14 protein-coding genes and 3 rRNA genes are annotated in these 22728 nt (G+C 64.9%); 1 reads left to right on the top strand and 16 read right to left on the bottom strand.

From position 1 onward, the window contains the following. Positions 1-101 precede the first annotated feature (101 nt). The 5 genes from xerD to steA form a co-directional block, all read right to left on the bottom strand. Positions 102-1034, bottom strand: a complete 933-nt coding sequence (xerD, locus tag ACTWPB_RS18665) for a site-specific tyrosine recombinase XerD (protein ID WP_446221883.1) — start codon at positions 1032-1034, stop codon at positions 102-104. Positions 1035-1087: 53 nt separating this feature from the next. Then, positions 1088-1753 (bottom strand): NUDIX domain-containing protein, encoded by a 666-nt coding sequence (locus tag ACTWPB_RS18660; protein ID WP_446221882.1) that lies wholly within the window; start codon positions 1751-1753, stop codon positions 1088-1090. Positions 1754-1774: 21 nt separating this feature from the next. Next, complete coding sequence (locus ACTWPB_RS18655; RefSeq protein ID WP_446221881.1) at positions 1775-3496, bottom strand: CTP synthase; 1722 nt, start codon at positions 3494-3496, stop codon at positions 1775-1777. Between the two features lie 203 nt (positions 3497-3699). Further along, positions 3700-4641, bottom strand: a complete 942-nt coding sequence (locus ACTWPB_RS18650; protein ID WP_446226407.1) for a copper transporter — start codon at positions 4639-4641, stop codon at positions 3700-3702. Then, a complete protein-coding gene (gene steA, locus ACTWPB_RS18645; RefSeq protein ID WP_446221880.1) occupies positions 4638-5837 on the bottom strand; it encodes a putative cytokinetic ring protein SteA in 1200 nt (399 codons plus the stop codon). The genes ACTWPB_RS18650 and steA overlap by 4 nt, the downstream gene beginning before the upstream one ends. Before the next feature lie 115 nt (positions 5838-5952). Between steA and ACTWPB_RS18640 the strand changes: the two genes are divergently transcribed. Then, the gene (locus ACTWPB_RS18640; RefSeq protein ID WP_446221879.1) at positions 5953-6372 is read left to right on the top strand and encodes an SRPBCC family protein; all 420 of its coding nucleotides are present in this window, start codon (positions 5953-5955) and stop codon (positions 6370-6372) included. Positions 6373-6584: 212 nt separating this feature from the next. On the opposite strand, the gene recN is transcribed toward ACTWPB_RS18640, so the two are convergent. The 11 genes from recN to ACTWPB_RS18585 all read right to left on the bottom strand — a co-directional run bounded on the left by recN (position 6585) and on the right by ACTWPB_RS18585 (position 22548). After that, the gene (gene recN / locus ACTWPB_RS18635) at positions 6585-8354 is read right to left on the bottom strand and encodes a DNA repair protein RecN (RefSeq protein ID WP_446221878.1); all 1770 of its coding nucleotides are present in this window, start codon (positions 8352-8354) and stop codon (positions 6585-6587) included. Further along, positions 8354-9283 (bottom strand): NAD kinase, encoded by a 930-nt coding sequence (locus ACTWPB_RS18630; RefSeq protein WP_446221877.1) that lies wholly within the window; start codon positions 9281-9283, stop codon positions 8354-8356. Before ACTWPB_RS18630 ends, recN begins: the two co-directional genes overlap by 1 nt. Further along, positions 9280-10101, bottom strand: coding sequence for a TlyA family RNA methyltransferase (locus tag ACTWPB_RS18625; protein ID WP_446221876.1), 822 nt, complete (start codon positions 10099-10101; stop codon positions 9280-9282). Before ACTWPB_RS18625 ends, ACTWPB_RS18630 begins: the two co-directional genes overlap by 4 nt. Position 10102: 1 nt before the next feature. Beyond that, on the bottom strand, positions 10103-10384 hold the full coding sequence (locus ACTWPB_RS18620) for a hypothetical protein (RefSeq protein WP_446221875.1): 282 nt from the start codon (positions 10382-10384) through the stop codon (positions 10103-10105). 13 nt (positions 10385-10397) lie between these two features. Then, complete coding sequence (locus ACTWPB_RS18615; RefSeq protein ID WP_446221874.1) at positions 10398-11291, bottom strand: HAD-IIA family hydrolase; 894 nt, start codon at positions 11289-11291, stop codon at positions 10398-10400. Positions 11292-11715: 424 nt separating this feature from the next. Next, on the bottom strand, positions 11716-12789 hold the full coding sequence (locus tag ACTWPB_RS18610) for a hypothetical protein (protein WP_446226406.1): 1074 nt from the start codon (positions 12787-12789) through the stop codon (positions 11716-11718). 1807 nt (positions 12790-14596) lie between these two features. Further along, a 5S ribosomal RNA gene (gene rrf, locus ACTWPB_RS18605) occupies positions 14597-14713 on the bottom strand. A 136-nt stretch (positions 14714-14849) separates the two neighbouring features. Beyond that, a 23S ribosomal RNA gene (locus ACTWPB_RS18600) occupies positions 14850-17981 on the bottom strand. 334 nt (positions 17982-18315) lie between these two features. After that, positions 18316-19832: ribosomal RNA gene (locus ACTWPB_RS18595) — 16S ribosomal RNA — on the bottom strand. The 16S, 23S and 5S rRNA genes sit together here, the layout of an rRNA operon. A gap of 543 nt (positions 19833-20375) precedes the next feature. Next, the gene (tyrS, locus tag ACTWPB_RS18590) at positions 20376-21662 is read right to left on the bottom strand and encodes a tyrosine--tRNA ligase (RefSeq protein WP_446221873.1); all 1287 of its coding nucleotides are present in this window, start codon (positions 21660-21662) and stop codon (positions 20376-20378) included. Between the two features lie 28 nt (positions 21663-21690). After that, the gene (locus ACTWPB_RS18585) at positions 21691-22548 is read right to left on the bottom strand and encodes an alpha/beta fold hydrolase (RefSeq protein ID WP_446221872.1); all 858 of its coding nucleotides are present in this window, start codon (positions 22546-22548) and stop codon (positions 21691-21693) included. Between the last annotated feature and the right edge of the window lie 180 nt (positions 22549-22728).

Below are 22728 nucleotides of genomic sequence, written 5' to 3'. Positions count from 1 at the left end.
CAACTCTGGGTAGACGCTACCGCTCGGACCGGTGAGGTACGGCATGGCAACGCCGGGCGTGTTCGCACGATACCTGCTCAGCGCGGACCGGTGGGTACGGTTCACGTGGCACGCGGATGGGCGGTGGCCCACACTTCGCGCATGGTGCTCACCGTGACGAGGGTGTAGATCTGGGTCGTGGTCACCGAAGCGTGGCCGAGCAGTTCCTGCACCACCCGCACATCGGCGCCACCGTCGAGCAGGTGGGTGGCGAAGGAGTGGCGCAGGGTGTGCGGTGAGACCGTCGCGCCGATTCCGGCGCGCTCGGCAGCGGTCTGTAGTACCTGCCATGCGCTCTGCCGTGACAGTCGGCCGCCGCGAGCGTTGAGGAAAAGCGCTCCGCCGCAACCTTTTCCGCTCGCGGCGAGGGTGGGACGACCACGCACCAGATACGCCTCGACGGATGCGAGAGCAGGGCGGCCGATCGGGACGAGGCGCTGTTTTCCACCCTTGCCGCGCAGCACCACACAGCGTTGTTCGGCGTCGATGTCGTCGACGTCGAGCCCGACCATTTCCGAGATCCGCGCGCCCGTGGAGTAGAGCAGTTCCAGCAGTGCCCGGTCGCGCAATCCGCGCGGTCCCCCTTCGGCGCCATCCGGTTCGCCGCCCGCCGACTCGAGAAGTCGCAGAACCTGGTCGTAGGGCAGCGCTTTGGGCAACCGCCGACCCGGCGCGGGCGGTTTCACCGCGTGCGCCACATCGGTGTCGGTCATGCCCTCGGCGGCGGCGAACCGGTGCAACCCGCGCACCGCGATCAACGCCCTCGCCACCGAACCCGCTGCCAGCGCGGGGTGATCAGCGCCGCCGGAACGCAACGCCATGGTGAATTCAGCGACGTCGCCTTGGGCCACCGCGCTCAAGCTCTCGATTCCACGACCGGTGAGGAAATTCCGGTAGCGGGCCAGATCACGACGGTAGGCACCGAGGGTGTTGCGCGCGGCTCCGCGCTCGACCGTGAGGTGGTCGAGGTAGGCGTCGATCTCGCGCTCCAGCACGCCCTTGCCTGTCTAGTCCCCGCCGACCACTGCGACGGGTTCGGCTGCCGTGGTCACGCGTGGTTACCGCGAGTCGGCGCTGACTGCGCCTCGGCGGCTTTACGCCGCAGGAACGTCGTCGGTTGACCGGGCCACGGCGCGTCGGCAGCGCGCAGCGGCACCCCACTCGCCTGAGCCGCCGCGTAGGCGAGCACCCCCGCCACCGCGGTCGCGTTCACGATCTCCCCCGCCAGCGCGGCTCGCACCGCCTCGTCGAGCGGCATCCGCACCAGCTCCAGATCCGCTTCCTCGTGCTCGGGATCGGGCCGGTCGGTGGCGCTGAGACCGGTCGCGAAGAACACCCGAAGCGCCTCGTCGGTGAAGCCCGGCGACAACGCCACATCCACCAGCACCGACCACTGCGCGGCGGCGAGGCCCGTCTCCTCGGCCAGCTCACGCTTGGCCGCGGTAAGCGGGTCCTCACCCTCGATATCGAGCAGCCCGGCGGGCAGTTCCAGCAGCCGGGTACCGATCGGATGCCGATACTGGCGGATCAGCACCACAGTGCCGTCGTCGTCGAGCGCGAGCACCGCGACAGCACCGTGATGCTCGATGACCTCACGCTCGGCGACCCGCCCGTCCGGCATCCTGACCTGATCCTGGCGCAAGGCCAGGATCGCGCCGCTGTAGAGCACCCGGCTCGACACCGTCTCGAAGTCGTGACTACCGGGCTCGCTCATGCGTTCCTATCGCCGATGTTCCTATGCGTCCGCGGCCTGCTCCGCGAGCTCTTCCTCCGGGAAGTCTACGGGAAGGCGTTCGGCCAGTTTATATTTCAACGCGGCGTTGATCAGCGCCGCGAACAGCGGATGCGGCCGGGTGGGACGGCTCTTGAGCTCCGGATGCGCCTGGGTGGCGACGAAGAACGGATGCACCGACGCCGGGTATTCGACGAACTCCACCAGGTGCCCGTCAGGCGAGGTGCCGGAGAAGACCAGCCCGCTCTTGGCGATGGCGTCGCGGTAGGAGTTGTTCACCTCGAACCGGTGCCGGTGCCGCTCGGACACCTTCTCGGTGCCGTACGCCTGCGCGACGACCGAGCCCTTCTTCAAGGTGGCGGGGTAGGCGCCCAACCGCATGGTGCCGCCCAGATCGGCTTCACCGGCGACAACGTCTTCCTGGTCGGCCATCGTCGAGATCACCGGGTTCTTGGTATCCGGCTCGAATTCCGCGGAGTTCGCGTCGGCGATACCGACCGAACGCGCCGCCTCGATGACCACACACTGCAAACCAAGGCACAGACCGAGCAGCGGGATTCCGCGATGCCGGGCGTAGCCGATCGCGCCGAGCTTGCCCTCGATGCCGCGAATGCCGAACCCGCCGGGGATCAACACGGCGTCGACATCGCGCAGCGCCGCCTGCGCGCCGACCTCGGTCTCGCACTCGTCCGACGGCACCCAGCGGATGTTCACCTTGGCGCGATGCGCGAAACCACCCGCACGCAGCGCCTCGGTCACCGACAGGTAGGCATCGGGCAGATCGACGTACTTGCCGACCAGTGCCACCTCGACGGTCTCGCGCGGGGAATGCACGCGATCGAGCAGATCACCCCACACCGCCCAGTCCACATCGCGGAACGGCAGCCCGAGCTTGCGCACCACATAGGCATCGAGACCCTCGCTGTGCAGCACCTTCGGGATGTCGTAGATCGACGGCGCGTCCGGCGTGGAAATGCACGCCTCCACATCGACGTCACACATCAGCGCGATCTTGTTCTTGAGACCCTGCGGCACCTCACGGTCGCAACGCAGGATCAGCGCGTCGGGCTGGATACCGATATTGCGCAGCGCGGCCACCGAATGCTGCGTCGGCTTGGTCTTGAGCTCACCCGAGGGCGCCAGATACGGCACCAGCGACACATGTAGGAAGAACACGTTGTCGCGACCCACATCGTGGCGGATCTGGCGGGCGGCCTCGAGGAACGGCTGCGACTCGATGTCACCGACGGTGCCACCGATCTCGGTGATCACCACATCCGGCACATGCCCCTCGAGATCAGGACCCTGCATCGCCAGGATGCGATTCTTGATCTCGTCGGTGATATGCGGAATGACCTGCACCGTATCGCCCAGATACTCGCCGCGGCGTTCCTTGGCGATCACCGTCGAATAGATCTGACCCGTGGTCACGTTCGCGTCCATCGTGAGATCGCGATCGAGGAAACGTTCGTAATGACCCACGTCCAGGTCGGTCTCGGCGCCGTCTTCGGTGACGAACACCTCGCCGTGCTGGAACGGGTTCATGGTGCCCGGATCGACATTGAGATACGGGTCGAGCTTCTGCATCGTCACCCGCATGCCGCGCGCGGTCAGGAGCTGACCGAGGCTGGAGGCGGTGAGACCCTTACCCAATGAGGAGGCGACGCCACCGCTCACGAAGATGTGCTTGGTGGCATTTCTAGCCTGATTCCGTTGATGACCCACGGACCACCACTGTACCGCTAGTCCGCCTCTCCGCGTATTTTGCCGGTCGTTTGCGGGCCCGCGTGTTGGGTTGTCGGGCCCGCGGAGAGGTGCTCGAGACTTCTGGAGGTCCCCGGCGAGTTACCCATGTGCTCGCGAGATCAGGAGTTACGTCGGTACGCGAGTCGCGGGAGGTTGCCTTGGGGAAGTGGTGAGGTTCTCAGTCAGCGGGGCATGGCTACCAGAGTCAGCGAGGTCGCTGATGTGCCTGTTCCGTAGCGGCCTGCGCCACCTGCGAGTTGTTCTGTCAGGGCGAGTGTTGTTGTTACTCGGCCTATTTCGCGGTCTACGTTGTCGACTGTGGTGACTGTTGTCGCCAGGGGGGCCTGGGCTCTTACGTTGGCTATGGGGGCGTTGTTCTCGGCGGCGCCTTGGCGGCCTGTGAGGACTGTTCCCGCGGCTCGCGCTCGGAGGGCGCCGGTGAAGCGGGCGATAGTCGCGCCCTGGCCGGTGTCGGGTTCGACACCGTTGCCGGTGATGACTACGGCTAGTTGGGCGGGTCTGGTCGGGGGGTCGGTGTAGGTGAGGAAGTCGCCGCCTCGGAGGGTTTCGAGGATGAGGGACAGTTCCTGGGGGGTGCTGCGTGGGTGGTTGGTTGTGGGGTCTTGGAGCAGGGCAAGGCCGAGCAGGTCGCCTGCGAGGCTGCCCTGGTCTACGGCTCCGATGGTCAGTTGGGCGCCCGCAGGGACGATGTTGGCCATGGCGGAGCGCATGCGGTCGCCCTCCCCCTCGTCGACGAAAGACTCGGCGAGGGCGACGCGGCCGGTCACTGTGGCTCCTGCTGTTTGCAGTGAGTTGCTCACGCCGTCGATGTCGGCGGGGTCGGCGTCGGGGGTGGTGAGGACGACGACGGTGCGGTCGGCCAGGGTGCCGTTCAGGATTCGGGCTGCCGAGCCCGCGATGAACTGGTCGGCGGCGTCGAGGCGGGCGGTGAGCTGGGCGTTCTGGGCGGTCAGCGCGTCTACCTGGGTGTTCAGGTCGGTCTTGTCCGACCGCAGGCCCGCGAGCATGTCGCCGGCGAGGGTATGCGAACCGAGCACCACCCCGACCGCGAGCGCGAGGAAGATCGCCGCGATCGAGATGGCGTGTTGACGCAGCGAGATCACAGCAGACCACGCACCCACACGACGAAGCTGTTCCAGTACTCGATCGCCCAGTCGAGCACCTCGGAGCCGTTGCGCGAGGCCAAGAGCACCACGACGATCGCCACGAGCGCGGCCAGCACCACCAGCGCCAGCGCGGCACCGGCGGAACGGTGGCGGTACAGCGTCGACACCGCGTTCGCGTCGACCAGCTTCGCGCCGACCTTCAACCGGGTCAGGAAGGTGGCCGGGTTGCTGTCGCGACGGCCACGGTCGAAGAAATCCTCGAGCGACGCGGGCGCGCCTGCCAGCACGATGAGCGACGCGCCGTGATGATCAGCGAGCATCAGCGCCAAGTCGGTCGGCGAACCCGAGGACGGGAACGTGGTGGCACCGATCCCGAGATCCTGGATCCGCTCCAGACCCTTCGCGTGGCCGTCGGTGTCGGCGGGCAGAATCATCTCGGCACCGGATTTCAGTGTCTCCGTGCTGATTTCGTCGGGATCGCCGACGATCAGATCGGGTGTGTACTTGAGCTTGCGCAACGTATCGGCGCCGCTGCCGACGCCGATCAGGATCGGCGCGTACTCCTTGATGAACGGCTTGAGGCGCTGCAGTTCCGCGAGATGGCCGGAGCCGTCGGCGATCACGACCACATGCCGGTTGCGCATGTTCAGCTCGATATCGGGCACCCCGACACCGTCGATCAGCAGCGCGCTCTCGGTGCGCACGAATTCGGTGGTGTTGCCCGCGAACGCGTCGAGGTGGTCGGCAAGACCGTTGCGCGCCTCGATCATCCGGTCGGCGATCGCCGACTCGTCGAATTCGATGCCCTCGACCAAGACCTCGGGTTCCTTCTTGGTCAGCTTGTCGGCGTAGACGATGCCGCCGTCGATGCGGACCTTGGCGCCGTCCTTGATCCTGCCGAACGCGTCGGAGGACACCGTGTCCATCAGCACGATCCCGTTGGCCACCAGCACTTCCGGTCCCAGATTGGGATACCGCCCGGAAATCGACGGGGAGGTGTTGATCACCGCAAGCACTCCCGCCTCGACCAGCCGGTCGGCGGTGTGACGGTCCAGGTCGGTCTGGTCGAGGACGACCACATCCCCCTGGCCTACCCGGCGCAGCAATCGGCCGGTATCGCGATCCACCCGGGCGATCCCGGCGACACCGGGCAGCGTTTCCGTATTCCGTGACAACAACGCCGGCATCTTCATGAGGCCGATGATGAAGCCAAACCCTCAACCTTTGGTGGAGGCGCGCCGGTCGGGGCATGAGTGACGCCTACCCGTATGCTCCGGGTCACAGACATTTCGGACAGGAGACACATTCATGCCACGCAGCACCGTCGAGACGATTTTCGACGCACCTCGCGACATCGTCTACCGCCTCTTCACCGAACGTGAGAGCGTCAGCCCGTACCTGCCGATCCAGGTCAAGCTCATCAAGGCGGGCGATCCGGCCACCGGCGTCGGCGCCCAGCACCTGCTCGGCTTCGGCAAGGCAGGCGTCACCGAGGAGATCACCGCACTGGTCCCCGGCGAGCGGATGGAATACAAGATCGTCAAGGGCGCACCGGTCAAGCGCCATGTCGGCATCGTCACCTTCGCCGATACCAGCGAGGGCGGTACCCGCGTGGTGTACACGATGGAGTCCGAGCCGTCGCTGCCCGTCCCCGCGCCGGTGCTCGAGTTCGGCCTGCGTCAGCTGACCAACCGGCTCATCAGCGGCGTGCGCAAAGCCCTGCGGTAATTCTGGAGCGCTGGCGCGCTCGAGTTCGCGGCCCCACCGGTCCCGCAGTTGCGGGCTCGAGACTCGCCCCTGCGGCGCATGCGCTTCGAGCCCGCAACTCCGGGACGGCCGCGAACCACCGCTACGCGGCGGGATCCTCCTCGAGGTCGGATCGTGCCGGGCTGGGAGGTGCGGTCATGGCGGACTCGGAGCTGCGGTGATCGATCGCTGATTCAGGCAGGCAACCGCTCGGCCCGGGCGGTTTCGAGTAGTTCTTCCGCGTGCGCACGGCCGGTCTCGGTGTCGTCCAGACCCGCGAGCATGCGAGCCAGCTCCACCACTCGTTCGTCGTCGGTCAGCGTGCGAACGCCGCTGTCCACCTTGCCTTTTCCATCGTCGGACTTGTTCACCACCAGGTGGGTGTCGGCGAAGGCCGCCACCTGGGGTAGGTGGGTCACGACGATGACCTGGTGGGTGCGGGCCAGGCGCGCCAGGCGCTTGCCGATCTCCACCGCGGCCCGGCCACCGACCCCGGCGTCGACCTCGTCGAACACCATGGTGGCGCCGTGATCGGAACCGGCGAGCACCACCTCGAGTGCGAGCATCACCCGCGAGAGTTCACCGCCGGAAGCGCTCTTGCTCAACGGCAGCGACTGCGCGCCCGAATGCGCGGAGAGCCGGAATTCCACTTCGTCGCAGCCGTTGGACCCGGCATGTAGGTGCACCCCGCCGATCTCGAGCGGCGCCGGATCCTGGGCACTGGCCGGCAGCGGTCGGACTTGGACTTCCAAGCGCGCCTTGCCCATCGCCAGCCCACCGAGCTCGGTGCTCACCGCGCTCGCCAGCTTGCCCGCCGACTTGGCGCGCGCGGCACTGAGTTTGCGTGCCGCCTCGCGCACTTTGCCCGCGGCGGTCTCGACCTCACCGGCCAGCTTGGCCAGCGCGTCCTCGGACACATCGAGCGAGTCAAGGCGCGAGCGCGACTCGTCGGCCCACGCGATCACGCCGTCGATATCGGGCGCGTATTTGCGGGTCAGGGACTTGAGCTCGGCCTGTCGGTTGAGCATCGAGTCCAGCGCGCTGGGATCGGACGGTAATTCCGACAGATAGCTGCTGAGTTCGGTGGCCACGTCGACCACCACCGCGATCGCCTCGCCGAGCCGCGGTGCCAGCGCGGCCAGCGCCGGGTCGTCGGCGGAATCCAGGCGGGCGCGGGCACCACCGAGCAGATCGAGCACGCCACCGCCGTCAGCCGGTGCGTCGGTCGGACCCGACAGTGACTCGTGCGCGGCGACGCCGGCCTCGCGCAGCGAATCGAGATCGCTGAGCCTGCGGATCTCGGCGACCAGGCGGGTGTCCTCACCGGGTTCGGGCGCGATGCCGTCGATTTCGGTGAGCGAATACTTGAGTCGATCGGCTTCTAGGGCCAATTCCCTACTGCGCGCGGTGCGTTCGAGTAGTTCGGTGCGCGCGTCCAGCCAGGACCGGCGGTGCACCTGGTACTTGCGCAGCAGGCCGGCGACGCCGTCGCCGGCGAACTGGTCGAGTGCCGACAGTTGCTGTTCGGGCCGCTGCAACCGCAATTGGTCGTTCTGGCCGTGCACGGTCAGCAGCCGGGAGGTGAACTCGCCGAGTACCGCGGCGGGCACTCCGCGCCCACCGAGGTGTGCGCGCGAGCGTCCGTCGCTGTTGACGGTGCGGACCGCGATCACGCTTCCGTCTTCGTCGGCTTCGGCGCCCGCCGATTCCAGCACTTCCCCGACCGCCGCGCGCGCCGCGTCGTTCACGTCATCGACGACGAAACGGCCCTCCACCACGGCTTTCGCCGCGCCCAGGCGTACTCGTCCCGCGTCAGCGCGCGCACCGCTGAGCAGGTGCAGGCTGGTGACGACCATGGTCTTGCCCGCACCGGTCTCACCGGTGAGCACGGTCAGACCCGCATGGAACTGCGCGGTGGCCGTCGAGATGACACCGAGTCCGTCAATCCTGATCTCTGTCAGCATCAGTGCTCTTCCGTTCGCTGTCTGCCCCGCCAGCCGGTGACCGGCAGCTGGAACTTACGCACCATCCGGTCGGCGAAGGGCGCCGAATCGAGCCGAACCCACCGCACCGGCCGTTCGCCGCGTACCACTTCGGCACGGCCGCCACGCGGCAACGCGAGGGTGCGCCTGCCGTCGAGGAACACGATCGCATCATGCCCGGTTGCCACGGTTTCCACCGCGATGAGCGATTCCGGGCTGGTCACCAGTGGCCGCGCGAACAACGCGTGGGCGTTGCTCGGGATCACCAGCATCGCCTCGAGTTCGGGCCACACCACCGGCCCGCCCGCCGAGAACGCGTAAGCGGTCGACCCGGTGGGGGTCGAGATGAGGATGCCGTCGCAGCCGAACGCCGAGACGGGCCGCCCGTCCACCTCGAGCACCACTTCCAGCACACCCATCCGCTGCGCGTTCTCGAGGCTGGCCTCGTTGAGCGCCCAGCCACGTTCGACGATCGTGTCGTCGACGCGCACGGTGACGTCGATGGTCATCCGGTTTTCCACCTGGTAGTCGCGATCGACCACCTGTGAGAGTGCCTCGTCGAGGTTCTCGGCCTCGGCTTCGGTGAGGAAGCCGATGCGGCCCAGGTTGATTCCGAGCACCGGCACGCCCGCGGGCCTGCCGAGTTCGGCCGCGCGCAGGAAGGTGCCGTCACCGCCGAGGGCGAGCACCATCTCGCAGCCCTGGGCCGCGGACGGGCTGTGCGGCACCACGCGCACCGGATATCCGGCGTCGTCCTCGAACCGGGTGCTGTCGGCCTCGTCGGCCAGCACCCGCAGGCAGATGCCCGCTTCGGCGAAGATCTTCGCCACCCGGTGCGCGGTCTCGATGATCTCCGCGCGACCGGGATGGGCGACGAGCAGGATCTCCCTGCCGCCGGCGTGCGTACTCACTGCGGACCCTCCTCGACAGCGTGCGCGACCAGCGCCCGCACCTGTTCGGCGTCGTGATCGAACGGGCCGACCTTGCGCAGCCACAGGAAGTACTCGACATTGCCCGACGGACCGGGCAGCGGGCTCGCGACCACACCCAGCGTGCGCAATCCGAGTGCGGCCGCGGCATCGGCCACATCGCACACCACCTCGGTACGCAGCGCCGGGTCACGCACCACCCCACCCGAGCCGACGCGGTCCTTGCCTACCTCGAACTGTGGTTTCACCATCGGCAGCAGATCAGCACCGTCGGCCGCGCAGGCAGCCAGGGCAGGAAGGACGAGCCCGAGCGAAATGAACGACAGGTCACCGACAACGATTTCGACTGTGCCACTGATGGATTCGGCGGTGATGTTGCGCACGTTGGTGCGATCGAACACCCGGACCCGGTCATCGTTCTGCAGTCGCCAGATCAGCTGGCCGTAGCCGACGTCGACCGCGACCACTTCGCGCGCACCCTTGTTGAGCAGCACGTCGGTGAACCCCCCGGTCGACGCGCCCGCGTCCAGGCACCGCTTACCGGCGATGTCGAGCCCCTCGGGCTCGAACGCCTCGAGTGCGCCGAGCAGTTTGTGCGCACCACGTGAGGCCCACGACACCTCGTCGGCTTCTTCCCGCACGATCAGCGGGGTTCCCGTCTCCACGGCTGTCGCGGGTTTCACCGCGACGGTTCCAGCAATCAGGACGCGGCCCGCACTGATCAGTTCGACCGCGTGTTCTCGCGATCGCGCCAATCCGCGGCGAACCAGTTCGGCGTCCACGCGCGCTCTCCTGGCCACCTCAGATCTTGTCCACTGTCGCCAGCGCGTCCACCAGCACGTCGTGCGCCTGCTCGAGAATACGGGCACGACGGGTGATGTCGGCGCCGGTCTCGGTGTTCTCCGCCGGGCTCACGGCGGGACGCGGGCCGAGTTCGGCGAGCAGTGCATCGACGTCGGCCTTGATCCTGCTCGGATCGGCCGGTTCCTGTGCCGGGGCGCCGGGCAGGTGAGCGCCCGGCACGGGAATCCCGGGCCGGGGTGGCTGTGACGCGCCGTTCGGCGGTGAACTCGCAGTACTCATCGTGGCGTCAACGCTATCGGATTTCCGAATCGCCCGCGCGCACGCGTACCGCCCGGCCGGGATGCTGTCGCAACAGTTCCGCGATGTCCGCGGGCGCGGCGGCCTCGGCCACGACGTCGTCGTTGAGGGCGTCGAGGGTGGCGGCGATGTAGGTAGGGATCCGCGCGGCGGGCGCGCCGATCACCTCGTCGAGTGTGCTGACTCCGGTCAGCACCAGCAGCGAGTCGAGGCCGAGGCCGTTGGCGCCCTCGATATCGGTGTCGAGCCGGTCGCCGACCACCAGGGCGCGGCGGGTGTCCGCTCGCTCGATCGCGTCTGCCATCAGCGGCGCGTAGGGCTTGCCTGCTACGAGGGGCTCACGATCGGAGGCGGTCTTCAGTGCCGCGACCATCGAGCCGTTGCCGGGGGCGAGACCGCGCTCGTTGGGCAGGGTGCGGTCGGCATTGGCGGCGATCCACAGCGCGCCGGCGCGCAAGGCGTAGGCGGCTTCGGCGAGGTCGGGCCACGCGGTCGTCGGCGAGTGCCCTTGGACGACCGCCGCTGGTGGGGTCTCGCCGAACCGGCGGATGGGCTCGAGGCCGACGGCTTTCACCTCGGCGGCCAGATCGTCGGTGCCGACGACGAGCACCCTGTCGCCGGGGCTCAGCCGTTCGGCCAGCATGCGGGCGGCGGCTTGTGCGCTGGTCACCACATCGTTCGCGGTGGCCGGGTAGCCGAGTTCATCCAGGTGGTGCGCAACGGCACCGGGGCCACGCGCGGCGTTGTTGGTGACGTACACGAGCCGTTGTGCCGAATCACCGTCCGGGACAAGTGCTTTAGGCGCACCTTCGATGACATCGGGTCCGCGGTACAGCGTTCCGTCCAGGTCGAGCAGCAATGCCTCGTATCGATCGCGTAGCCGGTCCATCCACCCTCACTTCGTCGTCTCTGCCGGGTCGGACACATTGGCGACCCTAGGCGAAGGCACCGACAGCTTCGGTTCCCCTCGGCTGCCGAATAGCGCTCGCACCCTTCATGATCGAGCATGTGCCAACTGTTTGTGCATGATGTCCCCAGTTGCGGACGTCTCGCCCAGCGCGTCGCGGGCGCTCATCGGTGCACAGGGCAAGCCGGGCCGTTGCCGACCGAAGGAGGTCCGCTGCTCACACAGCATGCTCGATTGCCCGCTTCGCAGGAGGCCGGTCCACCGCTCGAGGGGACCGAGTACATCTGCGCCACACCCGAGCCGGCGTTGCCCGGCTGACACCGCCAGGCATCCGACCTTCGATGACATGCGAAAAGGCCGCAGGCCGGGAACCCTGTAGGTGTTCCCGGACTGCGGCCTTGTGGTTCTACTGTGCGTCGCCGGTGAGTTCGGTTGCCCGCTCCTCGGCGTCGGTTTCGTCGTCGAGGTCGGCGGCAGCAGCGTTGAGGAACCACTGCAGGCCGTCATCGGTGCGGCCTGCCGCCACGAGCGCGTCGGCGTAGGCGTAGAACAGGCGCGCGGCGGCGGAGCCCGTGCGCGACGGGTCCAGATCGGAGGCTTGCAGCGTCACGACGGCCTGGTCGAACTGACCCAGATCCATCCGGGCGCCCGCGACGACCATCCGCAGCTCGGCGGCTTCGTCACCGGTGAGCGTCTGCGCTTCCTCGCTGCGACCGAGCTCGATGGCCCGTTCCGGCCTGCCGAGACCGCGCTCGCAGTCGGCCATCACCGCGAGCAGTCCGGCACCACCCGACATGCGTCGTGCGGTCCGCAGCTCCGACAGCGCCTCGGCCCACTCCTCGGCGTGGTAGGCCACCACACCGGCGGTCTCCCGCACCACCGCGATGCGGCCCGCACGTTGCCGCGCGGCCCGAGCGTGTGCCAGCGCCAGGCGCGGGTCGTCTTCGAGCAGCTCGACGGCCATCACCATGTGCCGGGCCACCGAATCGGCGTTGTTCTTGTCCAGACTCAGCAGATCGCGGCGCACGGCCGGATCCAGATCAGAGGCCTGCACGTCCTCGGGCAGGTCGGGCTCCTCGGGCCGAGCCGCCCGGCGATCATCGGGCCGACCGCCTGTCGCACGAGCACCTTCACCACCACGTCGGCGATCATCGCCGCCGAAGTCACCCGACCGCGCCCCACCGGACTCCGAGCCACCACGCGCACGGTCGTCACGGTCCGAAGGCGCACCGCGATCCGCGAATCCACGGCGCTCGCCACGCGGACTTTCGTCCCGATCCGAATCGCCCGGCGCGCGGTCGCTGTCGGACTCGGTGCGAGGAAGATCGTCACGATCCGTGCCACGGGGACGCTCGTCGTCGGCTGTGGAGTGGTCGTCCGCGTCGGCTACCGGAGCCGCGCTGGGCTCATCGCGCTCTGTGCCCGCATCCTCGGACTGCTCAGTGGACGCTTCCGGCTTCTCGGTCGCTGCTGCGGTGATGTTGTCCGACGGACCGGCCGTGCTGTCGTCGATGGTCGACTCGTCGATGTCGGGAGCAGCCGCGGCCGAGACGACGCCGAGCACGTCACTTTCGCGCTCAGTACGCTTCTCACGGTAGGTGCCGTTGAGCGGCTTGCCGTCCTCGCCGACGAACCGTCCCTGACCGCCACCGGCGCGGGTATCCCGCTTGAATCCACCACGACCGCGATCGTCGTCCCGTCGGGGCCCGCGATCGTTGTCGTCGCGACGCGGGTAGCCACCCTTGCTGTCGTCACGACGCGGGTAACCACCCTTGTTGCTGTCGTCACGACGCGGGTAACCACCCTTGTTGCTGTCGTCACGACGCGGGTAACCACCCTTGTCGTCGCGCTTGGGGTAGCCGCCACGATCCGCACCACCGCGCGAGCGGTCGTCGCTGTCGCTGCGACGGAAGCCACCACGGTCGCTCCCGCGATCGGAGCTGCCGCGCGAACGGTCGTCGCCTTCACCGCGACGGAACCCTCCGCCCGAACCGCCACGGGGGCGGTCGTCGCTGCTGCCGCGGTATCCACCACGATCACCGCCGCGGTCGAAACCACCGGACGGACGGTCACTGCCACGATCGTCACGCTTGAATCCACCACGATCGCTCGAGCCGCCACGACCGGCATCGTCGCGGCGCTGGTAACCGCCGCGGTCGCCACTGTCGCTGCGCTTGAATCCACCGCGATCGTTGTCGTCACGCTTGGGGTAGCCGCCACGACCAGCGTCATCGCGCTTGGGGTAGCCGCCCTTGTTGCTGTCGTCGCGGCGCTGGTAGCCACCGCGATCGGAGGAGCCGCCACGATCCGAACCACCACGGGGGCGGTCGTCGTTGTTGCCACGGTATCCACCACGATCGCCGCCGCGGTCGAAACCACCGGACGGACGGTCACTGCCACGATCGTCACGCTTGAATCCACCACGATCGCCGGAACCGCCACGACCGGCGTCATCGCGGCGCGGGTAACCGCCACGGTCGCCACTGTCACTGCGCTTGAATCCACCGCGATCGTTGTCATCACGCTTCTGGTAGCCGCCACGATCGCTGTCGTCGCGGCGCTGGTAGCCACCGCGATCGGCATCGTCGCGCTTGGGGTAGCCGCCCTTGTTGCTGTCGTCACGGCGCTGGTAGCCACCGCGATCGGAAGAGCCGCCACGATCCGAACCACCGCGCGGGCGGTCGTCATTGTTGCCACGGTATCCACCGCGATCGTTGGAGCCACTACGACCGGCGTCATCGCGGCGCGGGTAGCCGCCGCGGTCGCCACTGTCGTTGCGCTTGAATCCGCCACGGTCGCCGCCGCTGCTGCCACGATCGTCGCGGGTATATCCGCCACGCTGGCCCTCGGGCCGACCGGAGCCACGACTGTCGTCATTACGACGGAATCCACCCCGATCGGAGCTGCCACGATCGGAACCCCCACCACCGGCGCTGCTTCCTCGGCTTCCTCGGCCGGCGTCGTCACGGCGGAATCCGCCGCCTTCGCCACGGCCCGAGCCGCGATTATCACCGTGTCCGCCGCGGGGGCGATCGGTCGGTTCGCCTCGCCGGCCGAAACCGGGGGCGTCTCCGTCCCGGCGGAAAGGCTTCCGTCCGTCGTTGTGTTCCGACACGGCGATCCCTCTCTAGGTTCCCCGGCCTCCGGGGAGTGTTGTCATGGCCCCGCCACTAAGAATTCAACCACGGACGAAGGACGGGGCATCGTCCGCCTGGCGTACCGAACCCGTATCGAGTCCACAAACGCCGATAGGGGACCCAAATAAGGGTCCCCTATCGCGAAGGATGTTCCGGCAGTGTCCTACTCTCCCACACCCTGTCGAGTGCAGTACCATCGGCGCAGGTGGCCTTAGCTTCCGGGTTCGGAATGGGACCGGGCGTTTCCCCACCGCTATAACTACCGTAACTCTATGAAACTGTCACACAGAGAGCCACAACCAGAAACCCGAACCCTCCCTCACGGGAAAGCCCGGACAACCCATTGTTGTCTCAGTGATCTGTGTGCTGTTTCAGAAACCGCACAGTGGACGCGTAACACCTTTGTAGTAAGCCCTCGGCCTATTAGTACCAGTCACCTACACCAGTTACCTGGCTTCCAATTCTGGCCTATCAACCCCATGGTCTGTAGGGGGCCTTAACCCATCAAGTGGGAGAGAAACCTCATCTTGGAACAGGCTTCCCGCTTAGATGCTTTCAGCGGTTATCCCTTCCGAACGTAGCCAACCAGCAGTGCTCCTGGCGGAACAACTGGCACACCAGAGGTTCGTCCGTCCCGGTCCTCTCGTACTAGGGACAGCCTTCCTCAAGTTTCTTACGCGCGCGGCGGATAGAGACCGAACTGTCTCACGACGTTCTAAACCCAGCTCGCGTGCCGCTTTAATGGGCGAACAGCCCAACCCTTGGGACCTACTCCAGCCCCAGGATGCGACGAGCCGACATCGAGGTGCCAAACCATCCCGTCGATATGGACTCTTGGGGAAGATCAGCCTGTTATCCCCGGGGTACCTTTTATCCGTTGAGCGACACCGCTTCCACTTGCCGGTGCCGGATCACTAGTCCCGACTTTCGTCCCTGCTCGACCTGTCAGTCTCACAGTCAAGCTCCCTTGTGCACTTGCACTCAACACCTGATTGCCAACCAGGCTGAGGGAACCTTTGGGCGCCTCCGTTACATTTTGGGAGGCAACCGCCCCAGTTAAACTACCCACCAGGCACTGTCCCTGAACCAGATCATGGTCCGAGGTTAGAAGTCCAATACGATCAGAGTGGTATTTCAACGACGACTCCACCCGAACTAGCGTCCGAGCTTCACAGTCTCCCACCTATCCTACACAAACCGTACCGAACACCAATACCAAGCTATAGTGAAGGTCCCGGGGTCTTTTCGTCCTGCCGCGCGTAACGAGCATCTTTACTCGTAATGCAATTTCGCCGAGTCTGTGGTTGAGACAGCAGAGAAGTCGTTACGCCATTCGTGCAGGTCGGAACTTACCCGACAAGGAATTTCGCTACCTTAGGATGGTTATAGTTACCACCGCCGTTTACCGGGGCTTAAATTCTCAGCTTCGCCCATGACAGGCTAACCGGTCCTCTTAACCTTCCGGCACCGGGCAGGCGTCAGTCCGTATACATCGTCTTACGACTTCGCACGGACCTGTGTTTTTAGTAAACAGTCGCTTCTCTCTGGTCTCTGCGACCCCACCCAGCTCAGGAAGTAAATTCCGTCACCAGATGTGGTCCCCCTTCTCCCGAAGTTACGGGGGCATTTTGCCGAGTTCCTTAACCACAGTTCTCTCGATCGCCTTAGTATTCTCTACCTGACCACCTGTGTCGGTTTGGGGTACGGGCCGTGTACCAGCTCGCTAGAGGCTTTTCTCGGCAGCATAGGATCACTGAATTCCCCTCAACGGGTACGCATCACGTCTCAGGCTACATGTTGTGCGGATTTGCCTACACAACGCCCTACACGCTTACACCAGGTATTCCATCACCTGGCCCAGCTACCTTCCTGCGTCACCCCATCGCTTACCTACTACAGCCGGGGTCCTGTGCAGCCGTCATCCCCCTCGCCCGAAGGCTCAGTAAGACAACATTTGGACAGTTAGCACAACTGATTCAGCATTGGGCGCGGATACACGGGTACGGGAATATCAACCCGTTGTCCATCGACTACGCCTGTCGGCCTCGCCTTAGGTCCCGACTCACCCTGGGCGGATTAACCTGGCCCAGGAACCCTTGGTCATTCGGCGGACGAGTTTCTCACTCGTCTTTCGCTACTCATGCCTGCATTCTCACTCCCGTGGCCTCCACAGCTAGTTCACACTGCTGCTTCCACGGCCACAGGACGCTCCCCTACCCATCCACACACCTGGCCCTGCACGAATGCAGGACGGGTTATTGTGTGAATGCCGCGGCTTCGGCGGTGTACTTGAGCCCCGCTACATTGTCGGCGCAGGATCACTTGACCAGTGAGCTATTACGCACTCTTTCAAGGGTGGCTGCTTCTAAGCCAACCTCCTGGTTGTCTAAGCGACCCCACATCCTTTTCCACTTAGTACACGCTTAGGGGCCTTAGCCGGCGATCTGGGCTGTTTCCCTCTCGACTACGAAGCTTATCCCCCGCAGTCTCACTGCCACGCTCTCACACACCGGCATTCGGAGTTTGGCTGACTTCGGTAAGCTTGTGGGCCCCCTAGGCCATCCAGTAGCTCTACCTCCGATGTGAAACACGTGACGCTGCACCTAAATGCATTTCGGGGAGAACCAGCTATCACGGAGTTTGATTGGCCTTTCACCCCTACCCACAGCTCATCCCCTCAGTTTTCAACCTAAGTGGGTTCGGGCCTCCACGACGTCTTACCGTCGCTTCACCCTGGCCATGGGTAGATCACTCCGCTTCGGGTCCATAATGTGCGACTAGAGTTCGCCCTATTCAGACTCGCTTTCGCTACGGCTACCCCTCGACGGGTTAACCTCGCCACACACCGATGACTCGCAGGCTCATTCTTCAAAAGGCACGCCATCACCCCACACAACAAGTTGCGAAGGCTTTGACGGATTGTAAGCGCACGGTTTCAGGTACTATTTCACTCCCCTCCCGGGGTACTTTTCACCTTTCCCTCACGGTACTAGTCCGCTATCGGTCACCAGGGAGTATTCAGGCTTACCGGGTGGTCCCGGCAGATTCACAGCAGATTTCACGGGCCCGCTGCTACTCGGGTATCACTCACGAGAGCCAAGAAGTTTTCGTTTACCGGGCTATCACCGTCTATGGCAGGCCGTTCCAGACCATTTCAACTAACCACTTGGTTTCTTACTCTCGCCCAGTCCGGCAGAACTGAGAAGAATGACCCCACAACACCGCATACACAACCCCTGCCGGGTATCACATGTACACGGTTTAGCCTCATCCGCTTTCGCTCGCCACTACTCACGGAATCACTGTTGTTTTCTCTTCCTGTGGGTACTGAGATGTTTCACTTCCCCACGTTCCCTCCACACACCCTATATATTCAGATGCGGGTAACACGACATCACTCGTGCTGGGTTTCCCCATTCGGAAATCCTCGGATCTCAGCTCGGTTGACAGCTCCCCGAGGCTTATCGCAGCCTCCTACGTCCTTCATCGGCTCCTGGTGCCAAGGCATCCACCGTACGCTCTTAAACACTTACTAACAAAGATGCTCGCGTCCACTGTGCAGTTCTCAAACAACACACCCGCATCGGATTGAATTCCTGACCTACTCGACAGTTACCTGCCAGCGGTTTCGAAGGAGATCCGAGCGGATCGTTTGTTTTGCCATGAAAAAACACATTCGCGTGTTCTTTCAGGACCCAATAGTGTGTCGGTATACCCATCGCGGACGATCACTGAGGACCATCCGTATGTGATGAAAGCTGTCAGTGTTCCACCCATGAGCTCCAGCCGGACCACGAATGGGTCCGAAACTGTCTCTGCCAACCACTCACCAACCTGTGTTGGGAATGCGCTGGAGAATTGCTCCTTAGAAAGGAGGTGATCCAGCCGCACCTTCCGGTACGGCTACCTTGTTACGACTTCGTCCCAATCGCCGATCCCACCTTCGACGGCTCCCTCCACAAGGGTTAGGCCACCGGCTTCGGGTGTTACCGACTTTCATGACGTGACGGGCGGTGTGTACAAGGCCCGGGAACGTATTCACCGCAGCGTTGCTGATCTGCGATTACTAGCGACTCCAACTTCACGGGGTCGAGTTGCAGACCCCGATCCGAACTGAGACCGGCTTTAAGGGATTCGCTCCACCTCGCGGTATCGCAGCCCTCTGTACCGGCCATTGTAGCATGTGTGAAGCCCTGGACATAAGGGGCATGATGACTTGACGTCGTCCCCACCTTCCTCCGAGTTGACCCCGGCAGTCTCTCACGAGTCCCCGCCATTACGCGCTGGCAACATAAGATAAGGGTTGCGCTCGTTGCGGGACTTAACCCAACATCTCACGACACGAGCTGACGACAGCCATGCACCACCTGTACACCGACCACAAGGGGGCCTACATCTCTGCAGGTTTCCGGTGTATGTCAAACCCAGGTAAGGTTCTTCGCGTTGCATCGAATTAATCCACATGCTCCGCCGCTTGTGCGGGCCCCCGTCAATTCCTTTGAGTTTTAGCCTTGCGGCCGTACTCCCCAGGCGGGGTACTTAATGCGTTAGCTACGGCACGGATCCCGTGGAAGGAAACCCACACCTAGTACCCACCGTTTACGGCATGGACTACCAGGGTATCTAATCCTGTTTGCTACCCATGCTTTCGCTTCTCAGCGTCAGTTACTTCCCAGAGACCCGCCTTCGCCACCGGTGTTCCTCCTGATATCTGCGCATTTCACCGCTACACCAGGAATTCCAGTCTCCCCTGAAGTACTCTAGTCTGCCCGTATCCCCTGCAAGCTTAAGGTTGAGCCCCAAGTTTTCACAGAAGACGCGACAGACCGCCTACAAGCTCTTTACGCCCAGTAATTCCGGACAACGCTCGCACCCTACGTATTACCGCGGCTGCTGGCACGTAGTTGGCCGGTGCTTCTTCTACAGGTACCGTCACTTGCGCTTCGTCCCTGTCGAAAGGGGTTTACAACCCGAAGGCCGTCATCCCCCACGCGGCGTCGCTGCATCAGGCTTTCGCCCATTGTGCAATATTCCCCACTGCTGCCTCCCGTAGGAGTCTGGGCCGTGTCTCAGTCCCAGTGTGGCCGGTCACCCTCTCAGGTCGGCTACCCGTCGTCGCCTTGGTAGGCCGTTACCCCACCAACAAGCTGATAGGCCGCGGGCCCATCCTGTACCGATAAATCTTTCCACCTTCAGACATGCATCCGAAGGTCATATCCGGTATTAGACCCAGTTTCCCAGGCTTATCCCGAAGTACAGGGCAGATCACCCACGTGTTACTCACCCGTTCGCCGCTCGTGTACCCCGAAGGGCCTTACCGCTCGACTTGCATGTGTTAAGCACGCCGCCAGCGTTCGTCCTGAGCCAGGATCAAACTCTCCGTTGAAGACTCTCGAAAACACCCCGAAGGGTGCAATCAAAATTATCTAACTAGAGTCCGAAAACCTAGCAAAGCCAAACACCAGCAAAAAATTTCGCTGTTGTTTTCAATGTCCAACCTCCCACGACCGGGGGGTACGGAGAAGTTGGAACCAATATAAATATTGGCACTGACATTCATCGACACACTATTGAGTTCTCAAAGAACACACGCACAAACGGAATAACTGGATCTTCCAGATCTCCGAAGGGCAACTGTTCCAGCCTAACCTCACGTCCAGGCGATGTCAATCGTAAGCCTGGTCACAAGATCTCAGCTCCGTCAGGCGCTTCCCCGTACTACCGCGTTTCCCTTGCCCGCCAGCCACTCGGGCTAGCGTCTCGGCTCCGGGTTGGTGTCCGTGTCGCTCTGACTTCCAATAAGTTACGCGCCGGATAACGCCGCGTCAAATCGCCTGGACAACACCGGATCTCCCCAGGTCACGACGGTGCGCTCAGCCGATGTGGCTGCCTGAATCACACGTATGTGATTCAGGCCTCCGCAACGACGTCAGGCTATCCGATGCACGCCCGCCATGTTCTTCTTTCCGCGCCGCAGCACCAGCCACTCACCGTGCAGGTAGTCGCCATCGGACGGAGTCCAGTCGATGTCGCTGACCCGCTGGTTGTTCACCGACGCGCCGCCTTCGTTGACCACGCGACGGGCGGCTCCCTTGCTTTCGCACAGACCCGACGCGACGAGCAGGTCGACGATCGTGTTCGGTTCGCCCGGCACCACCTCGGCGACCTTGCCGTCGACCGCGGTTTCGCGCAGCGCGGCACCGAGGGTGGACAGCGGAAGTTCGCCCAGCTCACCGCGACCGAAGAGGGCATGGCTTGCCAGTTCCACCGCGTGCGTCTCGGCCTCACCGTGCACCAGCGTGGTCATCTCCGCCGCCAGGCGCTTCTGCGCCTCGCGGGCGAACGGACGATCCACCGTCGCCTGCTCGAGTTCGTCGAGTTCTTCGCGGCTCAGGAAGGTGAACCAGCGCAGGTAGCGCACGACATCGGCGTCGGCGGTGTTCACGAAGTACTGGTACCAGGCGTAGGGGCTGGTCAGTTCGGGGTCGAGCCACAGGCTGCCGCCACCGGTGGACTTGCCGAACTTCTTGCCGTCGGCCGAGGTCACCAGCGGCACGGTGAGCGCGTGGACATGCGCGCCGTCGACACGCCGGTTCAGTTCGACGCCGGCGATGATGTTGCCCCACTGATCGGAGCCACCGACCTGCAGCGTGCAGCCGTGCTCGCGGCGCAACTGCAGGTAGTCGTTGGCCTGCAGCAGCATGTAGCTGAACTCGGTGTAGGAGATGCCGTCGCCTTCGAGCCGCCGTTTGATGGTGTCGCGGGCGAGCATGACGTTCACCGAGAAGTGCTTACCGACGTCGCGCAGGAAGTCGACGGTCGACAGCGGACCGGTCCAGTCCATGTTGTTGACGATGACCGCACCGGTCGGCGAATCGTCGAGGTCGACGAAACGCTCGAGCTGGCCTCGAATGCGCTGTGCCCACTCGGCGACGGTGTCGGTCGAGTTCATGGTGCGTTCGCCCACGTCACGCGGGTCGCCGATCATTCCGGTCGCGCCACCCGCGAGCACGATCGGCCGATGCCCGGCCAGCTGGAAGCGCTTGAGCGCGAGCAGCGGGACGAGGTGGCCGGCGTGCAGGCTGGCGGCGGTCGGGTCGAAGCCGGCATAGAGCGTCAGGGGCGCGGCGGCCGCGGAAGCGCGCAGCTCGTCCAGGTCGGTGGACTGCGCGATCAGGCCGCGCCAGGTCAGTTCGTCGAAGATGTCGCCGGTCACGCTGACCTATCTTTCCGCATGCGGTTCGTCAGTCGCGTGCGGGCCGGGCGCGGGTGATCCAGGCGAGCAGATCGGCTTCGACCTCGTCGCGGTTGGTTTCGTTGAGGACCTCGTGGCGGGCGTCCGCGTAGACCTGGTAGGTGATGTCGTTCAGGCCCGCGTCGCGGTAGCGCTGCACCAGCAGGTCGGACAGGCGCAACTTGTCGTTGAGCGGGTCCTTGTCACCGACCAGCACATAGACCGGCAGGTCGGCGCGCACGGTGCTCGAATCGGACAGCCTGGTCTGGGCGTTGGCCGCGAGCAGGCCCATATTGGCCTCGTCGATGGCGAAACCGCACCACGGGTCGGCGTTGTAAGCGTCGACCTGGGCTTCGTCGCGGCTGATCCAGTCGGCGTCGGTGCGGGTGGGCTGGAATTCGGCGTTGCAGAAGGCGATCAGGTCACCGCCGGCGGCCGCGATCTCGCCGAACAGGCCGTCGACCGCGGTCGTACCGCTCAGAACAACCTCGTCGACCAGGTGGGAGTGGTCGAGCAGGTACTGCTGCACGGCGAACGAGCCGAGGCTGTGGCCGATCAGGGTGACGGGCAGGCCGGGATGGCGTTCGCGCAGGATCTCGGTGAGCGCGACCTCGTCGGCGACGAGCCGGTTCCAGCCCTCGGGGCCGAGGTCACCCGGCACCTGACCCATGCTGAGGCCATGACCGCGGTGGTCGTCGGCGTAGACGGCGAACCCGAGGCCCGAAAGCCGTTCGGCGAGATGGCCGTAGCGGTCGGAATGTTCGCCCATGCCGTGCGCGATCTGCACGACGCCGCGCGGCTCGGTCTCCGTGGGGAGCCAGCTCCGCACGTGGATCACGGTGCCGTCGCTGCTGGGAAAAGTGAACACGGGCGCTCCTGCTCGTACGGTCTTTCGACGTGGTCCTCGATCGTCGCACCCCGGGGGAATTCGCCATATTGGATTCACAGACGAGATCAGGGCGGCGATCTTGGCTCCGCGGCCGAACCCCGCACCGATGCCTCGGCACGCCGAAGATCGCCGGAACCCCCCGGGCTCCGGCGATCATCA

This window comes from Nocardia sp. IBHARD005 (assembly GCF_052814245.1).
Note: the sequence above shows the minus strand (reverse complement) of the source record. Positions and strands in the feature narration are given on the sequence as shown.